Raw genomic sequence first — 16,480 nt, 5'->3', positions numbered from 1 at the left:
TAAAAACCCCATTCGATATCGACTGGGGTTTTTTACGCGCATCGTTACACTTGTCAGGATAATGTCAGTACGTCTAGAATGGGGTTATATAGATTTCCGTGGGGAATAATCATGGGTGCTACAAATCATTCAAAAACAGAGCGTATAGATGTTCGTGCCAGTACGTTGGTTAAGCAACTGTTGCAGGAAGCTGCTCGAGCGAGCCACAAAAACGTCAGTGAGTTTCTACTCGATGCAGGTGTGACGGCCGCTGCGCAAACACTGGCGGATCGTCGGCAGTTTGTGCTGGATGAGCAGCAATGGGCGGCATTTCAGGATGCGTTGGATCGTCCTGTGCAATCCAAGCCGCGCCTGAAGAAACTATTGAGTGAGCCCGGAGTGTTGGATTGAACGAACGTTATTTACCCGTTCGAAAGCTGGCTGCAACGGACCACGTAGATGCGTTCGATTGTGGTCAAGCCGCCTTAAATCAGTTTTTACAGCGGTATGCGTGGGTCAGTCAGAAAGCAAACAGCGCTCAGACCTATGTTTGCTGTCGGGGTAATGTTGTAGTCGGTTTCTACAGTCTGGCGGTAGGCAGTGTTGATCCTGAAATTGCCCCTGCTCGAGTTATGAAGGGCTTGGCGCGGTATTCGGTTCCCGTCATGATATTGGCCCGCTTAGCTGTCGATACAGAGCATCAGCGTCAAGGTCTGGGGCAAGCCCTGCTCAAGGATGCTCTTCTACGCACTGCGCAGGCGGCTGAGATTGCGGGTATACGGTGTCTGTTGGTTCACGCAAAGGACGATGAGGCAGCGCAGTGGTATAAATCCTGGGAGTTTGAGCCAAGCCCCACTGACCCGTATCACCTGTATCTTCTGCTGAAGGATCTTAAGCATCTGTTGGCTTAAAACGCCTTATTCGGCTCAGAATCATGGCTTTTATGATTTTATATGAGCCAAATACGTTGTTCTAATCGGCTCAGTCAATATATCCCGCTTGACCCTACACCCCACTTCAGGGTTTATGCTTAAGCCATCGAACACCATGACATGAGGTTCAAGATGGCCATCTATCAGTTTGCCCTGCACAACGTGCGCTGCGCCGGCTGTGTGCGCAGTGTTGAAAAATCCCTCAACAGTACCGAAGACATTCAGGACTTCGCGATCAATTTTGCTGACCGTACCGCGTCGGTGCAGACCGATGCCGACCCCAGTGTGGTGATCAAGGCGGTGGAAGCGGCCGGCTACGGTGCCGACTTGATGCAGGATCAGGATGACTATGAAAAACGGGCCGAGCATGAGCGTGAAGCCTATCGCCTGACGCTGCGTAAAAGTCTGGTCGCACTCGCAGTAGGCGGTGTGTTGATGCTGGCCATGCTGATCGGCTGGATGCCGGACCTGAACACAGCGGGCGGTATGGCACAGGGTGTGGCGTTGGGTGTGGTCACGCTGGCAATCATGATCTACAGCGCAGGTCACATCTACCGAGGGGCCTGGCAAGGGCTGTTCCGGGGTGATCTGAACATGGATACCCTGATTGCGCTGGGTACCGGCACCGCCTGGGTTTACTCCACCGGGTTGCTGATCATCACAGCGATCGCTCCCGGCATATTGCCTGACGCCGCCATGCACCTGTATTACGAAGCGGCGGTGATGATTCTCGGTTTTATCCTGCTGGGACAGGCACTGGAAAGCCGCGCGCGCGGCAATACCACCGATGCGCTGCGCAAGCTGCTGGATCTGCAGCCGCGTGAAGCGATGCGGGTACGCGATGGCGAAAGCAAGTCAGTACCGGTGGCAATGCTGCTGCCGGAAGATCATGTACGCATTCGTCCCGGCGAGCGGGTCCCGGTCGATGGCAAGGTGCTGGAGGGCAGCAGTCATGTGGATGAGTCCATGCTCACCGGCGAGCCGGTACCGGTCAAGCGCGAGCCTGGTGACCTTGTCACGGGCGGTACCGTTAACGGGCAGGGCAGTCTGCTGATCGAAGTCAGCGCTGTGGGGCAGAAAACCGTACTGGCGCAGATTGTGGCCACCGTACGTGAAGCGCAGAACGCCAAGCCTGCCCTGGGCCGGCTGGCCGACCGTATCTCGGCCATCTTCGTTCCGATTGTGATCGTGATCGCGCTGTTGACTGCCGTGCTCTGGCTCTGGCTGGCGCCGGCCCCGGCCTGGCCCTATGCCATTGTGGCGGCTCTGACCGTACTGATCGTGGCCTGTCCCTGCGCCCTTGGGTTGGCAACGCCGATGTCAGTGATGGTGGGCGTGGGGCGAGCAGCTGAACACGGTGTACTGATCCGCAACGGTGAAGCGCTGCAGCAGGCACAGTCGATCACCACGCTGGTACTGGACAAAACCGGCACCCTCACCGAAGGCAAGCCCAAGGTTGTTGATCTGCACTGCGAAGGTGATGCAACCGAGCTGCTGCGGCTGGCCGCCAGTGTGGAACAGCACTCAGAGCACCCGCTGGCGCAGGCGGTGGTTGAATATGCCCGTAGCAAGTCGGTTACGCTGACAGATACCCAATCGTTTGAAGCCGCCGCCGGCAGTGGGGTACAGGCCGAAGTCGAAAGCAACAGCATACTGCTGGGCAATCAGCTTTGGATGCAAGAGCAGGGGGTTGATACCACTGAGTTTGAGCCCCACGCCGAGCGTTTCAGTGAGGCCGGGCGCTCTCTGATCTGGATGGCGGTGGACAAACAGCCGGTAATGTTGCTCGCGGTAGCCGATCCGCTGCGCGAAGACAGCGCCGAAGCAGTGGCTCAATTCCATCGCCAAGGATTGGAAGTGGTGATGTTGTCGGGTGATAACGCGCGCACCGCCAACGCGATCGCGAAACAGGCGGGTATCGACCGTGTCATCGCCGAGGTCAAGCCTGAGCAGAAACAGCAGGTAATCAAAGACCTGCAGGCAGAGGGCAAGATTGTCGCCATGGTGGGTGATGGCATCAACGATGCGCCCGCGCTGGCGCAGGCCAATATCGGCTACGCCATGGGATCAGGCACTGATGTAGCGATCAGCTCCGCCGATGTCACCCTGATGCGTTCCAGCCTGACGTCAGTGGTGGATGCCATCGCCATCTCGCGGGCAACGGTGCGCAACATCAAACAGAACCTTTTTGGTGCCTTTATCTACAACAGCCTGGCCATTCCGGTGGCGGCGGGTGTGTTGTACCCGCTGCTGGGCCTACTGCTTAATCCGGCCATTGCGGGCGCGGCCATGGCGCTTTCTTCAGTCACCGTGGTAACCAATGCCAGGCGCCTTAGGAATATTGCATTGACTTGCCATCGTTCATCGTAGTGACTAAGCTGTTCATCTGAATAGTTCGAGGTGATCAAATGGAAGCGGCGCATATCGCAACTCCGAAAAAAGGGCCTGTTACTGCGAAAGCGCCAAGGGCAGGCAGTATTCGGCCTGTCTCGCAGCGCCAGGCGCAAAAGGTTACGCGGTCAGGTCAGGGTTCTACTCTGGTCTGCGTCGTAACGGGTATTTGTAATAACGACCACAGTGCAATCATTGGTCGTATTCGTGATGGTCTGCCTGCCGCTTCAGTCCAGATGCTTGAAGACGCCTATGCAACTACTCGGGCAGAGATGGCCAAGTGTCTTTCCATGTCAATTGCAACCCTGAGGCGGCGTCAGAAAGAGGGCTACCTGCATGTTGATGAATCGGATCGCGTTGTACGCCTTGCCAGAATCAAGGACCTTGCGCTTGAAATGATGCAGGGCGACGATGCGGCTGCAGTCGAGTGGCTGCAGACACCTCATGACCTGTTACAGGGTGAAGCCCCCATGTATTACGCCAGTACAGAAATGGGAGCGCGTGATGTTGAAGATCTGATTGGGCGTATCCGCCATGGGGTATTCAGTTGAGGCTATCGGGTTGGCGTATTGCTGACCCAGCCTTTGCGAGCACGCCCGAAGCGATGCTTTCTGGTGAGGGGGCATTTCTGTATGGTGGTCGTTGGAACAGCAAAGGGGTTCGGGTTGTGTACCTCGGTACCAGTCTTGCCCAGGCAGCGCTGGAGTTGCTCGTGCATCTGCGCCGTCCAGACATTCTGCGGCAGTATGCCAAGCTCGAAGTCAGCTTTGATGCCGCGCTGGTCACACATATCGATCTGAACGACCTGCCTGATAACTGGAACAGCCCCCAGCTGGCAAGTGCTGTTCGAAATGTGGGGGATAATTGGGTCAAGGATGAGATCTCGCTGATTATGCAGGTTCCCAGTGCTGCAATCCATGGCGAGTACAACTACCTGCTCAATCCAGCGCACCCTGATATCAGCAAAATCAAAGTCGGAGCAATCACTGAATTTGACTACGATCCACGCCTGACTCTCTGATTTTTATACCACAACGCTGAATGTGTACCGGCTGCAATTGAACCGTTTTCCGCTTCGGTGAGATGTGTGTCCATAGTCTTTCATAAATATTGCATTGAGATAGATCAATGCTAAGACTAAAACATATGTTTATTAGAACAACAGAATGTTTTGCAGTACACTACGCTCATTTTTAAACCCCCTGCCTACGTAAGGATTAAAGATGAGCAAACTCAGACTGAAGGGCAAGCTGCTGCTGCTGTCTCTTGTGCCCCTGTTGTTGGTGGTTGCGGCCATCATGATCATTGTTCGGGTGCAGATGCTGGCGATGGGTGACGAAGAGGTGGAGCGCATCCGTCAGGATATGCTGGTCACCAAGCAAACCGAGTTGCGGCATTACATTGAGCAGGCGATCAGCGCGGTTCAGCCGCTGTTTTCCCGCCAGGATCTGAGTGAGGCCGAAAAGATGGAGCGTGCCGCCGAGGTGCTGAATGCCATGCGGTTCGGCAGCGATGGCTATATCTTCGGCTACGGCAGTGATGGTGTGACCAAAATCCATGGGGGTAATGCCAAACTGATCGGCACCAATATGCTGGATTTCCGTGATGCCAACGGGGTCACCCTGATTCGCGACCTGGTCACTGAAGCCAAAAACGGTGGCGGCTATGTTGAGTATGTCTGGGACAAGCCGGACACCGGCACCAAGGCGCCCAAGCTGAGCTATGCCGAGATGGTACCGGGGCGTGATCTGCTGCTGGGTACCGGCTTCTATATAGATGATATCGATGCTGCGGTGGCACAGCTTGAAAACCAGGTGCGCTCATCGGTCAATGCGACACTGGGTATTATCGGCCTGTCAGCCCTGATCCTGCTGGTATTGGTATCACTGGTGACCCTGTATGTCGCGCAGCGTATGGTACGCCCGTTGCAGCAAACCGCGGCGGCTTTGAAGGATATTTCGCGCGGTGAAGGTGATCTGACACAGCGCCTGCCGGTTGCAACGGATGATGAAGTCGGTGATGTGGCGCGGGGCTTTAATGACTTTGTTGAAAAAATCCAGCAGCTGGTACGCGAAGTGCAAACCGCGGTGCGCTCATTGAGTCAGTCCACAGAATCGATGAAGCATGTGGTCAGCCAGACCCACCAGGATGCCCATAAGCAGAAAGGTGAAACCTCTCAGGCCGCCGCCGCCATTCATGAAATGGCGGCAGCAGTACAGCAGGTGGCCGGCAGTGCTGCACAGGCGGCCGATGCCGCCCGTGAGGCCGATGGCGAGTCGGTCAATGGCCAGAATGTGGTTGAACACACCATCGAATCGATCAACCGTCTGGCGGATGATGTAAACCGCTCGGCAGACGTCATCGCCAGCCTCGGCACCGATGCCGATCAGATCGGCACAGTGATCAACGTCATCTCCTCCATTGCTGAGCAGACCAACCTGCTGGCACTCAACGCTGCAATCGAAGCGGCTCGGGCCGGAGAACAGGGGCGCGGTTTCTCGGTGGTTGCCGACGAAGTGCGCACCCTGGCAACCCGTACTCAACAGAGCACGGATGAAATTCAGCGCATGATCGAACGGTTGCAGTCCGGTGCACGCAGTGCAGTCAGCGAGATGCAAAGCTCGCAGGCGCAAAGTCGCGATACCATTGAGCGGGCTGATGAGGCGCGCAGCTCGCTGCAGCAGATCACCCACTCGGTCAGCACCATCACCGAAATGAACACCCAGATCGCAAGTGCAGCGGAAGAGCAGACTGCCGTGGCTGACGAGATCAGCAAAAGCGTACAGCAGATTGCCGATATCGCTGACAAGGCCACGCACAATGCGGAAGAGCTGGCCGGCACCGCCAGCCAGATGGGCGAGCTGGAAGCACGCCTGAACCAGCTGGTATCCCGTTTCAGGGTATAACCCGCGCCGCAGTAATCATCTATCCCCCGTTGACTGAACCGCCCACACCCTGGGCGCGTATCAGTCAACGGGGGATTTTTTATGCGCGCATGTCACTACATACTGTTATCAGCCATACTGCTGCTGGGCATGCTGCCAGCAACCGGTCGGGCCGCTGCCTTGCCTGCGGGCCAGACCCCGCTTGATCTGTACGGCGCTGAGGCGCTCTATACGGTTGAGCGCAAGGGTAAAACCATCGGTCATTATCGATTGCAGTTCGATCAGCAACCTGATCAGCTGCAGGTGCATGTCGAGATGGTGTTGCAGATAAGGGTGTTGGCACTGTTTAACTACCGCTTTGAATACACGGCCAGCGAGCAGTGGTCGGCCGATGGGCAGCTGCAGCAGCTCAGTGTCAGCATTGATAACGACGGCAAGCGGACACAGCATCGCATCGAGCGCCAGAACAATCAGCTGTGCCGTGTTGAGGCTGCAGGCTGTGATCTGCTGGGTCAGCAACTGCTCACTTCAAACCATTGGCACCCACACCTGCCGCAACAACAACAGCTGCTGAACACATTGACCGGTCAGGTCAGTCAGCTGAATGTTACCGATCTTGGACGTGAAACCCTGTCGTTTGGCAACGATTCAATAGTGGCCACTCACTACCAGTTGGGAGGTGATCTGGACGATACTCACAGCTGGTACGATCAAAACGGCCGCTGGCTGGGCATGGAGTTCAGTGCCCGCGACGGCAGCCGCATCCGTGTGCGGTTACAGCCTGAATCGGCCTATTTGGCGCGTAAGGAGGCACCATGAATATCAGCGGAATTCCGCGCTGGCCCCTGGTCTGGATTACCGGTGCCGGTACCGGCATTGGTCGGGCCACGGCCCTAAGGCTGGCAGAGCAGGGCAGTGATGTAGTGATCAGTGGGCGTCGGCTTGAAGTGTTGCAGCAGGTGGCGGATGACGCCAAAAGTGCCGGTTACATCGGGCGTATCCTGCCGCTGGCGATGGATGTCACTGAGCTCGGTGCCAACCAGCAGGCGCTGGACCGGATCGAGGCACAATGGCGCCTGCCTGATCTGGTGATCTTCAATGCCGGCAACCACCAGCCGATGCCACTGGATCAGCTCTCGGTCGAAACCTGCCGTGACCTTATGGAGATCAATTTCCTGGCCGTAATGGCGGGGCTGGAGGCGGTGATTCCACGCATGCGCGCGCGGGGGCAGGGGCAAATCGCCTGTGTCGCTTCACTCGCGGGCTACCGTGGTCTGCCCACCGCTGCCGCCTATGGCGCCAGCAAGGCGGCGCTGATCAATGCCTGTGAGGCGCTGGCGATTGAGATGCAGGGCAGTGGGGTACAGTTGCAGGTGGTCAACCCCGGCTTTGTGCGTACCCCGCTGACAGACCTGAACGAATTCGAGATGCCCCAGCTGATCAGCCCGGAAGAGGCCGCCTACCAGCTGGTAAAAGGGCTGGGTAGTCGCCGCTTTGAAATCCGATTTCCAAGCGGCTTCGCCCGTACGCTGGCACTGTTGCGCATGCTACCCTACTGGCTCTACTTCAAACTGATCAAACGCGGCACGGGGCTTTGACTGCATTGACCAACACTGAAGCCATCAGTACAGAAACCGGCGCCGCCGAACTGCAGGCCCGGCACTACGCCGAAACCTTCGCCGGCTTGACGCCTGATCGGGTGGATTACCTGTGCACATTGCTGGCGGATGAGGTGCACTTTCGTGACCCTTTCAATGACCTTTACGGCCCGGCATCGGTCAAGGCGCTGTTGAACGACATGTTCGAGCGCACCGGCAAGCCCGGCTTTGAACTGCTGGAAGTGTGCTGGCACGAAGCCAACCGCTGCGCTTGGCTGCGCTGGCAGTTTGCCGCTCAGGTGCCGGTGATTGGTGAATTGAAAGTGGAAGGCAGCAGCCGTATCCGGCTGGATGAAACGGGCAGGGTGGCCGAACACCTGGACTACTGGGACAGTGCCCCAGTTTACCTGCAGCTGCCGCTGATCGGGTCACTGCTGCGGCGGATCAAGCGCAAAATGGCACTGCCGCCGGCACAGTGATCCGGGCTAGTCCTGCTTGCGAAAGGCGCTCAGTGGCAGCGAAAGTTTCTGCCAGCGCCCCAGCAGCTCAAGCAACAGGAACGCGCGTTTCTCGCCGTCATACTCCAAAAATACCGCATTCAGGTTGCTGAATGGGCCTTCTTCAATGCGTACCGGTTGCTGTGGCTCAAGGTTGTGCAGTTCGGCCTGCACACGCATCCGATCACGCAGGTTCTCAATCACATCATCCGGCACTACGGCAGGCTTGTCGCCAAAGGTCAGAATGCGCGCCACGCCGCGGGTAGAGCGAATCGGCCGCCAGTTGCTGGTCAGCTCCGACAACTCAATAAACACATAACCCGGAAACAGCGGTTCAACTTTCTCGACCCGCTTGCCGCCGCGTATACGCTCCACCTTAATGGTGGGGCAAAACACCTCAAAGCCCTGATTCTGCAACTCCTGTGCCGCGCGCTCAGCTTGGCCCGGCTTGGACTGCACCACATACCATCTGAAATCCGTCATCGGGCACCTCGCTTGAACCGTTTTTTATTCTACCAATGGAGAGTCGAAACAGCAGGCACTATATTGAAACGGCTGTATGACGGCTGTAATTGCAAAGCTGTCGGGGGGCGGTATGATAGCCCACGCCATATATAATGCGTGCCGGTACAAAACAAGGCAGGGGTGTTGAGGATTGCCCGAGAGAACCTCCGGGCGGTAGCGTGTCTGAAACGCCTCAAGGTGCGTAGGTACAGGATGCACAGGCAAAAGGAACTGCCAGATGAAGATTGATCACCACGGCGCTCAGGATGGCGTCACCGGCTCATGCCACCAGCTGCACATTGATGACACCACCAGCCTGCTGATCGACTGCGGCCTGTTTCAGGGCGGCGAAGCGGGCAACGGCAACAGCCGCGAACGTCACAACATCGATTTTGATATCAGCCGCGTCAGGGCACTGATCGCCACCCACGTACACATCGACCATGTGGGCCGCATCCCCTGGCTGCTGGCCGCCGGCTTTGACGGGACCATCATCTGCTCTCAGCCCTCGGCCAAACTGCTGCCACTGGTGCTGGAAGACGCCTTCAAGCTGGGCATCAGCCGCGACAAGGCACAAGTCGAACGCTACCTGACGGAAATCGAGTCACGCATCATCGCGCTGCCGTACAAGCAGTGGTTCACCCTGTCGGATACGCCGGAACACACAGTACAGATCAGGCTGCAGCGCGCCGGGCATATTCTTGGCTCTGCCTATGTTGAGGTTGACGTCAGCCAGCCAAGTACAAAAGAAAGTACAAAGCAAAGCAGGCGCATCGTATTCTCCGGCGATCTGGGCGCGAGTCACACGCCGCTGTTGCCGGCCCCGAAAGCGCCGTACAAAGCCGATATTCTGGTGCTTGAAAGCACCTATGGCGATCGTAACCACGAGAGCCGCGCCACGCGCAAACACCGGCTCAAGGCAGCGATCGAGCGCGCACTGCACAACAACGGCACCGTCCTGATCCCGGCCTTCAGCATCGGCCGTACTCAGGAGTTGCTGTACGAATTGGAAGAGCTGCTCAACGGCGAACTGCCGGTCATCCTCGACTCGCCACTGGCGTCAAGGTTCACCGCCGCCTACCGTGAGCTGAAACCCTTCTGGGATGACGAAGCCCACACCCGGCTCAAGCAGGGCCGCAAGCCACTGGCCTTCGACACCCTGCTGACGGTCGACAGCCACCACGAACACCTGAAAATGGTGCACCACTTGGCCCAGTCCGGCCGCCCGGCCATCGTTATCGCCGGCAGCGGCATGTGCAACGCCGGTCGCATCGTCAACTACCTCAAGGCGATGCTGGGCGACGAACGCCACGATGTATTATTTGTGGGCTACCAGGCCGAAGGCACACCGGGGCGGGATATACAGCAATACGGCCCGCAAGGCGGCTGGGTTGAACTCGATGGCGAGCGCTACACCATCCGCGCCCGCGTCGAAACCATCGGCGGCTACTCCGCCCACGCCGATCAGCAGGGACTGGTTAGCTTCGTCAAGGGCATGCGGCACAAACCGCGCGAGATACGGCTGGTGCATGGGGACAAGGGCGCGAAGCAGGCGTTGAAAGAAACGTTGCAGGGTGTTTGTCCGAAGGGTACTGAGTTTCGTACATGAAGGCACAGCACTTTGAACCTCTTGAACGCATCAGAGGCGCAGATCATGATTAAAATTCTCAATGTCCATTACACAAGCCAATCATCGATTACACTTGAGTTCTCTGATGGCACAACGGCTGTTTTCGATCTGCAGAAGTACCTGTCGGAGCATGAAGGTACGCTGCTGCAGCAGCTGTACGATACAGCCTACGCGCAGAGACTATTTATCGACTGCGGCGCCTTATGCTGGCCAAATGGCCTGGAACTGTCACCAGCCAGGTTGTATGAGTACACACACGCAAAAAAGGTAGCCTAGTCTGATCCCATGCGCCTAACCCCACACGCCATACACGCCATCTTCGGCGCAGACGTTGAAGGAATTCTACTCTGACCTCAATTTCCCGCATCATCGAGCTTGCCCGTGCAAACCCCAACATTGCAGTGTTGTGGCTCTACGGCTCTCGCGCCAAGGGCACGGAGCAGGCAAACAGCGATTATGATTTGGCGGTGGCATTCAACCACTTCCCGGAAAACTCCTGGGCTCGCCGTCTCCAGCCGGAACTATTGGCAATGGAATGGGCCGATGAATTGGGTGTTGCCGAGGGCGTGATATCCGTTGCAGACATCAACCACGTCCCACTGCCGCTGGCATTGAGCATCATCACCACCGGCAAAGCGTTAATGGTGAAAGACAGTCTGCGCCTGGCCAAGGAAGAAAACCGGATTACCTCAATGTGGGAGATCGACCATGAATACCACCGGCGTCATTACGGATAAGATCTACTGCGATGCCATGCGTGAACACCTGGCCCGGCTGGAGGAAGAGTTCACCGAGATTGAAGCCCTGGCTGCCGCGAACAGATTTACGCCTCTGGTATATCGCGCGACCGAACGGAATCTCCAGCTGCTAATCGAAGCCTGCATCGGTACAGCCAAGCAGGCAATCAAAAGCAAAGGACAAGTAGTACCCAGTGATGCGCGTCAGGCATTCGATCTGTTGCGGCAGCAGGGGGAGGACGCAGGAAAGCTGGAGTGGCCTAAAGTGATCGGTATGCGTAATGCGCTGGTGCACGATTACCTGAACATTGAATCAGCGCGGATTATGGACGTAATCAATGGCCGCCTTCATCATGACCTGTTCGCATTTGTACGGCACTTGATAGGATAGGCAAGTTTACTCTGACCCCAATTTCTGCTCCAATTTCTGCATGATGCTTAACCCTTTACACTGAACTAGAGGCAACGGAATGCCTACCGTAATACCAGGCTTTCTGGAGGTATGAAATGAGTGGTTTTACAGGTAAAAACGTTCACTTTGACGATACATATCTCCATGTTGAGCTTGAAGACGGTCGTATCATCTCAACTCCAATGAAATGGTATCCGGAGCTGGAGGCAGCACCGGTAAAGGTAATCCGTGATTACTGCTTCATTTGTGACGGCACCGGCATAGAGTGGCCCGCAATCGACTACCACCTCAGCATTGAGGCAATGCTCAAAGGGCCCCCGCAACCAAACGAAATAACTGCCGCTGCCATGCAGGAGTTGCTGGCAGGTAAAGGGCATAGTACCGAGTCGCTGGACTGTCTGAAGGAATTCTACTCTGGTCCCAATTTTTCAAACACCGAGATCAAGAGCTTCTCAGGGCAAGACGCGCTGGACATCCAGAAGGCGATGAGAGATGAGTAAATGAATTCTACTCTGACACCAACTCCTCAGCCCTACTCGTCATCCACACTGTTGGCCAGTTTGGCGCATGCCGTACAAGAAGAGCTAGAGAAAAAACGCAAGCTCGGTCACTACTACGTGACCGATGAAAACGGTCGTATCGTTTTCAAAGGAGATGATGCACCTGCAGCAGAAACACACGCCGGCGAGTGAAAAAATCATGTATGCAGTAGAGTTTGAAGCCGACATCAATCACCCATGCGCCTAACCCCACACGCCATACACGCCATCAAATCCGCCGTTAACGCCATCTTCGGCACAGACGCTGAAGTCATACTGTTCGGCTCGCGCACAGATGACAATGCCAAGGGTGGTGATATTGACCTTATGATAAAAGTGGCACACACCGTCGAACACCCCGCCTGGGATGTTGCCCGGCTGCAAGCCAGCATTATCAGGCAACTGGGTGAGCGCAAAATCGATGTGGTTTTGGATACGCCCGATACACCCAAAGCGGCCATTCACCGGATCGCCGAAGAAACAGGAATAACCTTGTGAATGCCCCAAGCGCAATGCAGGAACGACTGAGCTTTCTGACCCGTGTGGTCGACAAAGAAATTCGCCACCTAGACTACGCGGCGCAGCAAGTATTTAACGATGCGCTGACATATGAAGCGATCGAATCGCTCGATACAAAACCGGAGCTTGCATTACGTGTTGAAGCCTTCACCAGTCGCTTCTGCCGCCTGCAAGACACGTTAGGCGATAAATTGCTGCCTGCATTGCTAAAAGCGCTTGGCGAGCCAGACCGGGCCTTGCTGATCAACCTGGACAAAGCCGAAAAATATGGTTGGCTTGAATCCACCGACCAGTGGGTAGCACTGCGTCAGCTGCGTAATCAGATGATTCACGAATACATCGAAAACGCCCGCACCCTGTACGATGCCATAAGCACAGCAGCTGCGAATATCGATATGCTCAAGCGGTTTGCTGACAAGTTGGTTGAACAAGCCACAGCATTGAACTGATGACAATGCAGATGAATTCTACTCTGACCCCAATTTACCCATGCGCCTGACCCCTAATCAGCAACAGATCATCGTCACCACGCTGCGCCGTTACTTCGGCCAGGACAGCCGCATTCTGTTGTTCGGGTCGCGTGTGGATGACAACGCCCGCGGTGGTGACATCGATCTCTACATCGAGCCGGAAATGACGGATGCAGACCAGCTGGTCGATGCCAGGCTCAACGCCATGGCTGAACTGCATAGGCTGTTGGGTGAACAGAAAATCGACCTGGTCATCAACCGCCATCACAGTACCGGCCTGCCGATATTCCGCGTGGCACAGGAAACAGGGATCGCCTTGTGAAAGCCGATATCGCCTACAAAGGTGCGCTTGACATCTGCAACACTCATGCAGAACGATTGAATTGGGCCATGACCGAGCTAAAGCCCCATGTCCCGCTGACACCGGAAAAGCGGGCGCAACTGACACCACTGGAACTGGCCATCGTTGACCAGTTCATCGTGCGCTTTTCCAAGCTACAGGATGCCATGGGCGCTAAACTGCTACCTGCGGTACTGGAGCTGACCCAAGAGCAGGGCGAGCTAAGTGCATTTATTGACAAGCTGAACCGGCTTGAAAAAATTGGCGCCATAGAATCCGCCAACGAATGGCTGCAACTGCGAGAAATGCGTAACCAGTTTGCGCACGACTACCCCGAAGAGTCCGACATACAGGCCAGCCTGCTGAATAAAGCTCTCAGGCTAAGCGAGCGGATGCTGGTCATCTTGAAGGGTGTCAGCAACTTTGCAGAGCGTTACCAGCAGTAAATTTTACTCTGCCCCAGCTTTCTACGGACCAACACATGAACATCACCATCGCCGGCACCGGCTATGTGGGCCTATCCAACGCTGCATAACGGCCCACTCCATACACCCGCCCAAAAGAAAGGAAGCGCCCGCAGGCGCGTGAACTGATTCAATGACCAAGAAAGTACTTACCGTATTCGGCACCCGTCCAGAAGCAATCAAAATGGCACCGCTGGTGCATGCACTTGCAGCCGACAACCGCTTTGATGCCAAAGTCTGTGTTACCGCCCAACACCGCGAAATGCTGGATCAGGTGTTGGGGCTGTTTGAGATCACACCCGACTATGACCTTAACATCATGAAGCCGGGACAGAGCCTGAACGATGTCACCACCGCCATTCTGACCGGTATGAAGCCTGTACTGGATGAGTTCAAGCCTGATGTGGTGCTGGTTCATGGTGATACGGCTACCACCTTTGCTACGGCGTTGGCAGCCTACTATCAGCAGATTCCTGTTGGGCATGTGGAAGCAGGGCTGCGAACCGGCAATATCTATTCACCCTGGCCTGAAGAGGCAAACCGCAAACTGACAGGTGCCATTACCCGCTATCACTTTGCCCCTACGGATACGTCCAAAGCCAACCTGCTGGCTGAAAACGTTGCGGCGGATCAGATCAGCGTCACCGGCAACACGGTCATTGATGCCTTGTTTTGGGTGCGTGACAAAATCAACAGCGACGCCGAGCTGAGCCAGTCGCTGGCCAGCCAATACCCAATGCTGGACCCATCCAAACGCATGATTCTGGTAACGGGGCACCGCCGTGAAAGCTTCGGTGGTGGCTTTGAGCGTATTTGCGAAGCACTATGCCGCATTGCGGTTGAGCATCCTGACTGCCAAATCATCTACCCCGTGCACCTCAACCCGAATGTTCAGGAGCCGGTCAACCGTTTGCTCAAGGGTGTGGATAACATTCATCTGATTGAGCCGCAGGATTACCTGCCGTTTGTCTACCTGATGACACACGCAAGCCTTATATTGACTGATTCTGGCGGTATCCAGGAAGAGGCCCCCTCACTGGGCAAGCCGGTTCTGGTCATGCGAGAGACTACAGAGCGCCCAGAAGCGGTTCAGGCCGGTACTGTCAAACTGGTAGGTACAGATGTCGATAGAATTTGCCGGGAAGTCAAACAACTGTTGACTGATGAAGCCGCCTATCAGCACATGAGCAAGGCGCATAACCCTTACGGCGATGGGCAAGCCTGTCAGCGTATTCTGAACGCTCTTGGCTGAGCCCCAACCAATTTTGCGATCACACCGCGTTATAAGGACACTTCATGCAATTTAACACCATCTCCGTTATTGGCCTGGGATATATAGGCCTGCCGACAGCAGCTGTATTTGCTTCACGCAAAATCAAGGTCGTCGGTGTCGATGTCAATCAGCATGCGGTCGATACCATCAATCGGGGTGAAATACATATTGTTGAGCCGGACCTTGATATGGTCGTGCATGCGGCGGTGAGTGAGGGTTACCTGAAGGCTACAACCACGCCAGAGCCTGCAGAGGCGTTTTTGATAGCGGTACCCACCCCTTTCAAAAAAGCCAGCGAACAGGAAGGGCAGGTACCTGAGCCTGATCTGTCATATATCGAGGCGGCCAGTAAAGCCATTGCACCTGTGCTAGCCTCTGGAAACCTCGTCATACTGGAGTCCACTTCGCCCGTAGGCGCGACCGAAAAAATGGCAGAATGGCTGGCAGAAGCACGCCCGGATCTGACTTTCCCGCAGACCCATGGTGAAGGCTCGGATATTCGTATTGCCCACTGCCCAGAACGTGTACTGCCAGGCCATGTGCTGCGTGAGCTGGTACAGAACGACCGTGTGGTTGGGGGCATGACGCCCAAATGCTCAGAGCAGGCCTGTGCGCTCTACAAAACTTTTGTGGAAGGCGAGTGTGTCGTGACCAATGCCCGCACCGCAGAAATGGCCAAGTTGACGGAAAACAGCTTCCGCGATGTGAACATCGCCTTTGCCAATGAGCTTTCCATTATTTGTGACGAGCTGGATATCAATGTATGGGAGCTGATCGCGCTGGCAAACCGCCATCCGCGTGTAAACATTCTTCAGCCCGGTCCCGGTGTCGGCGGCCACTGCATAGCCGTTGACCCCTGGTTTATTGTAAGTAAAACCCCTGAACAGGCGCGACTGATTCGCACTGCCCGTGAAGTGAATGACAGTAAGCCGGAATGGGTGATCAATAAGGTCAAACTGGCAGTGGCTGAATACCTGCAGGAAAACCCGGATAAAACAGCCAAGGATGTCACTATTGCTTGCTATGGCTTGGCATTTAAAGCGGATATTGATGATTTGCGTGAAAGCCCCGCGCTGGCGATTACACAGAAAATTGCAGCAGAGCATCCGGGCAAGGTGCTGGCGGTTGAACCTAATATCAAAATGTTGCCTGCAACGCAGAAAGATCAGTTTGAACTGGTGTCCAGTGCGACGGCAGATGCATCAGCCGCCATTAAAGTGCTGCTGGTCGATCATCAAGAGTTCAAACAACAGGCTGCTTCGAGCTTGGATCAAACCTACAAAGTTATTGATACAAGAGGAATTTTCTAA

The 16,480-nt window shown here is 55.7% G+C and carries 22 protein-coding genes; 21 read left to right on the top strand and 1 reads right to left on the bottom strand.

Annotation, left to right across the window (positions count from 1 at the left end; translation table 11 throughout):
- Window positions 1–111: 111 nt before the first annotated feature.
- The 9 genes from ABIE60_RS15540 to ABIE60_RS15500 all read left to right on the top strand — a co-directional run bounded on the left by ABIE60_RS15540 (window position 112) and on the right by ABIE60_RS15500 (window position 8,264).
- Window positions 112–390, top strand: coding sequence for a type II toxin-antitoxin system TacA family antitoxin (locus ABIE60_RS15540; protein WP_354470434.1), 279 nt, complete (start codon window positions 112–114; stop codon window positions 388–390).
- Complete coding sequence (locus ABIE60_RS15535) at window positions 387–890, top strand: GNAT family N-acetyltransferase (protein ID WP_354470433.1); 504 nt, start codon at window positions 387–389, stop codon at window positions 888–890. The genes ABIE60_RS15540 and ABIE60_RS15535 overlap by 4 nt, the downstream gene beginning before the upstream one ends.
- A 153-nt stretch (window positions 891–1,043) precedes the next feature.
- Window positions 1,044–3,281 carry a heavy metal translocating P-type ATPase gene (locus ABIE60_RS15530; protein WP_354470432.1) on the top strand — a complete coding sequence of 746 codons (2,238 nt, stop codon included), beginning with the start codon at window positions 1,044–1,046 and terminating at the stop codon, window positions 3,279–3,281.
- A gap of 38 nt (window positions 3,282–3,319) precedes the next feature.
- Window positions 3,320–3,853: an Xre family toxin-antitoxin system antitoxin gene (locus ABIE60_RS15525; protein WP_354470431.1), complete on the top strand. Its 534-nt coding sequence runs from the start codon at window positions 3,320–3,322 to the stop codon at window positions 3,851–3,853.
- The gene (locus ABIE60_RS15520) at window positions 3,850–4,323 is read left to right on the top strand and encodes an RES family NAD+ phosphorylase (RefSeq protein WP_354470430.1); all 474 of its coding nucleotides are present in this window, start codon (window positions 3,850–3,852) and stop codon (window positions 4,321–4,323) included. The genes ABIE60_RS15525 and ABIE60_RS15520 overlap by 4 nt, the downstream gene beginning before the upstream one ends.
- Before the next feature lie 202 nt (window positions 4,324–4,525).
- Window positions 4,526–6,208 (top strand): methyl-accepting chemotaxis protein, encoded by a 1,683-nt coding sequence (locus tag ABIE60_RS15515; protein ID WP_354470429.1) that lies wholly within the window; start codon window positions 4,526–4,528, stop codon window positions 6,206–6,208.
- Window positions 6,209–6,289: 81 nt separating this feature from the next.
- Complete coding sequence (locus ABIE60_RS15510; RefSeq protein ID WP_354470428.1) at window positions 6,290–7,006, top strand: DUF6134 family protein; 717 nt, start codon at window positions 6,290–6,292, stop codon at window positions 7,004–7,006.
- The gene (locus ABIE60_RS15505) at window positions 7,003–7,785 is read left to right on the top strand and encodes an SDR family NAD(P)-dependent oxidoreductase (RefSeq protein ID WP_354470427.1); all 783 of its coding nucleotides are present in this window, start codon (window positions 7,003–7,005) and stop codon (window positions 7,783–7,785) included. The genes ABIE60_RS15510 and ABIE60_RS15505 overlap by 4 nt, the downstream gene beginning before the upstream one ends.
- Before the next feature lie 5 nt (window positions 7,786–7,790).
- Window positions 7,791–8,264: a nuclear transport factor 2 family protein gene (locus ABIE60_RS15500; RefSeq protein WP_354470426.1), complete on the top strand. Its 474-nt coding sequence runs from the start codon at window positions 7,791–7,793 to the stop codon at window positions 8,262–8,264.
- Between the two features lie 6 nt (window positions 8,265–8,270).
- Here ABIE60_RS15500 and rfaH read toward each other — a convergent pair whose 3' ends face one another.
- Window positions 8,271–8,765: a transcription/translation regulatory transformer protein RfaH gene (gene rfaH / locus ABIE60_RS15495; RefSeq protein WP_354470425.1), complete on the bottom strand. Its 495-nt coding sequence runs from the start codon at window positions 8,763–8,765 to the stop codon at window positions 8,271–8,273.
- A 259-nt stretch (window positions 8,766–9,024) separates the two neighbouring features.
- Here rfaH and ABIE60_RS15490 point away from each other — a divergent pair, with 259 nt between their 5' ends.
- The 12 genes from ABIE60_RS15490 (at window position 9,025) to wecC (ending at window position 16,480) form a co-directional block, all read left to right on the top strand.
- The gene (locus tag ABIE60_RS15490; RefSeq protein ID WP_354470424.1) at window positions 9,025–10,395 is read left to right on the top strand and encodes an MBL fold metallo-hydrolase RNA specificity domain-containing protein; all 1,371 of its coding nucleotides are present in this window, start codon (window positions 9,025–9,027) and stop codon (window positions 10,393–10,395) included.
- A gap of 45 nt (window positions 10,396–10,440) precedes the next feature.
- Window positions 10,441–10,692, top strand: a complete 252-nt coding sequence (locus ABIE60_RS15485; RefSeq protein WP_354470423.1) for a DUF2442 domain-containing protein — start codon at window positions 10,441–10,443, stop codon at window positions 10,690–10,692.
- 71 nt (window positions 10,693–10,763) lie between these two features.
- Window positions 10,764–11,153, top strand: coding sequence for a type VII toxin-antitoxin system MntA family adenylyltransferase antitoxin (gene mntA / locus ABIE60_RS15480; RefSeq protein WP_354470454.1), 390 nt, complete (start codon window positions 10,764–10,766; stop codon window positions 11,151–11,153).
- Window positions 11,125–11,544, top strand: a complete 420-nt coding sequence (hepT, locus tag ABIE60_RS15475; RefSeq protein WP_354470422.1) for a type VII toxin-antitoxin system HepT family RNase toxin — start codon at window positions 11,125–11,127, stop codon at window positions 11,542–11,544. The genes mntA and hepT overlap by 29 nt, the downstream gene beginning before the upstream one ends.
- 116 nt (window positions 11,545–11,660) lie before the next feature.
- Complete coding sequence (locus ABIE60_RS15470) at window positions 11,661–12,065, top strand: DUF2442 domain-containing protein (protein WP_354470421.1); 405 nt, start codon at window positions 11,661–11,663, stop codon at window positions 12,063–12,065.
- Window positions 12,066–12,257, top strand: coding sequence for a hypothetical protein (locus tag ABIE60_RS15465; RefSeq protein WP_354470420.1), 192 nt, complete (start codon window positions 12,066–12,068; stop codon window positions 12,255–12,257).
- Between the two features lie 45 nt (window positions 12,258–12,302).
- On the top strand, window positions 12,303–12,602 hold the full coding sequence (locus ABIE60_RS15460) for a nucleotidyltransferase domain-containing protein (protein ID WP_354470419.1): 300 nt from the start codon (window positions 12,303–12,305) through the stop codon (window positions 12,600–12,602).
- Window positions 12,599–13,072 (top strand): hypothetical protein, encoded by a 474-nt coding sequence (locus ABIE60_RS15455; protein ID WP_354470418.1) that lies wholly within the window; start codon window positions 12,599–12,601, stop codon window positions 13,070–13,072. The genes ABIE60_RS15460 and ABIE60_RS15455 overlap by 4 nt, the downstream gene beginning before the upstream one ends.
- A gap of 40 nt (window positions 13,073–13,112) precedes the next feature.
- On the top strand, window positions 13,113–13,415 hold the full coding sequence (locus ABIE60_RS15450; protein ID WP_354470417.1) for a nucleotidyltransferase domain-containing protein: 303 nt from the start codon (window positions 13,113–13,115) through the stop codon (window positions 13,413–13,415).
- The gene (locus ABIE60_RS15445; RefSeq protein ID WP_354470416.1) at window positions 13,412–13,879 is read left to right on the top strand and encodes a hypothetical protein; all 468 of its coding nucleotides are present in this window, start codon (window positions 13,412–13,414) and stop codon (window positions 13,877–13,879) included. Before ABIE60_RS15450 ends, ABIE60_RS15445 begins: the two co-directional genes overlap by 4 nt.
- A gap of 151 nt (window positions 13,880–14,030) precedes the next feature.
- A complete protein-coding gene (gene wecB / locus ABIE60_RS15440; protein WP_354470415.1) occupies window positions 14,031–15,149 on the top strand; it encodes a non-hydrolyzing UDP-N-acetylglucosamine 2-epimerase in 1,119 nt (372 codons plus the stop codon).
- A gap of 44 nt (window positions 15,150–15,193) precedes the next feature.
- Window positions 15,194–16,480: a UDP-N-acetyl-D-mannosamine dehydrogenase gene (wecC, locus tag ABIE60_RS15435; protein ID WP_354470414.1), complete on the top strand. Its 1,287-nt coding sequence runs from the start codon at window positions 15,194–15,196 to the stop codon at window positions 16,478–16,480.

Source organism: Marinobacterium sp. MBR-109 (assembly GCF_040547565.1).
In the GTDB taxonomy this organism is placed as follows: domain Bacteria; phylum Pseudomonadota; class Gammaproteobacteria; order Pseudomonadales; family Balneatricaceae; genus Marinobacterium.
This window is presented reverse-complemented; position numbering and strand designations above follow the sequence as displayed.

Bases quoted from the DNA above. Each gene is read 5' to 3' on its own strand.
- ABIE60_RS15540 (WP_354470434.1), top strand. From the start codon at position 112: ATGGGTGCTACAAATCATTCAAAAACAGAGCGTATAGATGTTCGTGCC.
- ABIE60_RS15530 (WP_354470432.1), top strand. From the start codon at position 1,044: ATGGCCATCTATCAGTTTGCCCTGCACAACGTGCGCTGCGCCGGCTGT.
- ABIE60_RS15525 (WP_354470431.1), top strand. From the start codon at position 3,320: ATGGAAGCGGCGCATATCGCAACTCCGAAAAAAGGGCCTGTTACTGCG.
- ABIE60_RS15515 (WP_354470429.1), top strand. From the start codon at position 4,526: ATGAGCAAACTCAGACTGAAGGGCAAGCTGCTGCTGCTGTCTCTTGTG.
- ABIE60_RS15510 (WP_354470428.1), top strand. From the start codon at position 6,290: ATGCGCGCATGTCACTACATACTGTTATCAGCCATACTGCTGCTGGGC.
- ABIE60_RS15505 (WP_354470427.1), top strand. From the start codon at position 7,003: ATGAATATCAGCGGAATTCCGCGCTGGCCCCTGGTCTGGATTACCGGT.
- rfaH (WP_354470425.1), bottom strand. From the start codon at position 8,765: ATGACGGATTTCAGATGGTATGTGGTGCAGTCCAAGCCGGGCCAAGCT.
- ABIE60_RS15490 (WP_354470424.1), top strand. From the start codon at position 9,025: ATGAAGATTGATCACCACGGCGCTCAGGATGGCGTCACCGGCTCATGC.
- ABIE60_RS15485 (WP_354470423.1), top strand. From the start codon at position 10,441: ATGATTAAAATTCTCAATGTCCATTACACAAGCCAATCATCGATTACA.
- hepT (WP_354470422.1), top strand. From the start codon at position 11,125: ATGAATACCACCGGCGTCATTACGGATAAGATCTACTGCGATGCCATG.
- ABIE60_RS15470 (WP_354470421.1), top strand. From the start codon at position 11,661: ATGAGTGGTTTTACAGGTAAAAACGTTCACTTTGACGATACATATCTC.
- ABIE60_RS15465 (WP_354470420.1), top strand. From the start codon at position 12,066: ATGAATTCTACTCTGACACCAACTCCTCAGCCCTACTCGTCATCCACA.
- ABIE60_RS15460 (WP_354470419.1), top strand. From the start codon at position 12,303: ATGCGCCTAACCCCACACGCCATACACGCCATCAAATCCGCCGTTAAC.
- ABIE60_RS15450 (WP_354470417.1), top strand. From the start codon at position 13,113: ATGCGCCTGACCCCTAATCAGCAACAGATCATCGTCACCACGCTGCGC.
- wecB (WP_354470415.1), top strand. From the start codon at position 14,031: ATGACCAAGAAAGTACTTACCGTATTCGGCACCCGTCCAGAAGCAATC.
- wecC (WP_354470414.1), top strand. From the start codon at position 15,194: ATGCAATTTAACACCATCTCCGTTATTGGCCTGGGATATATAGGCCTG.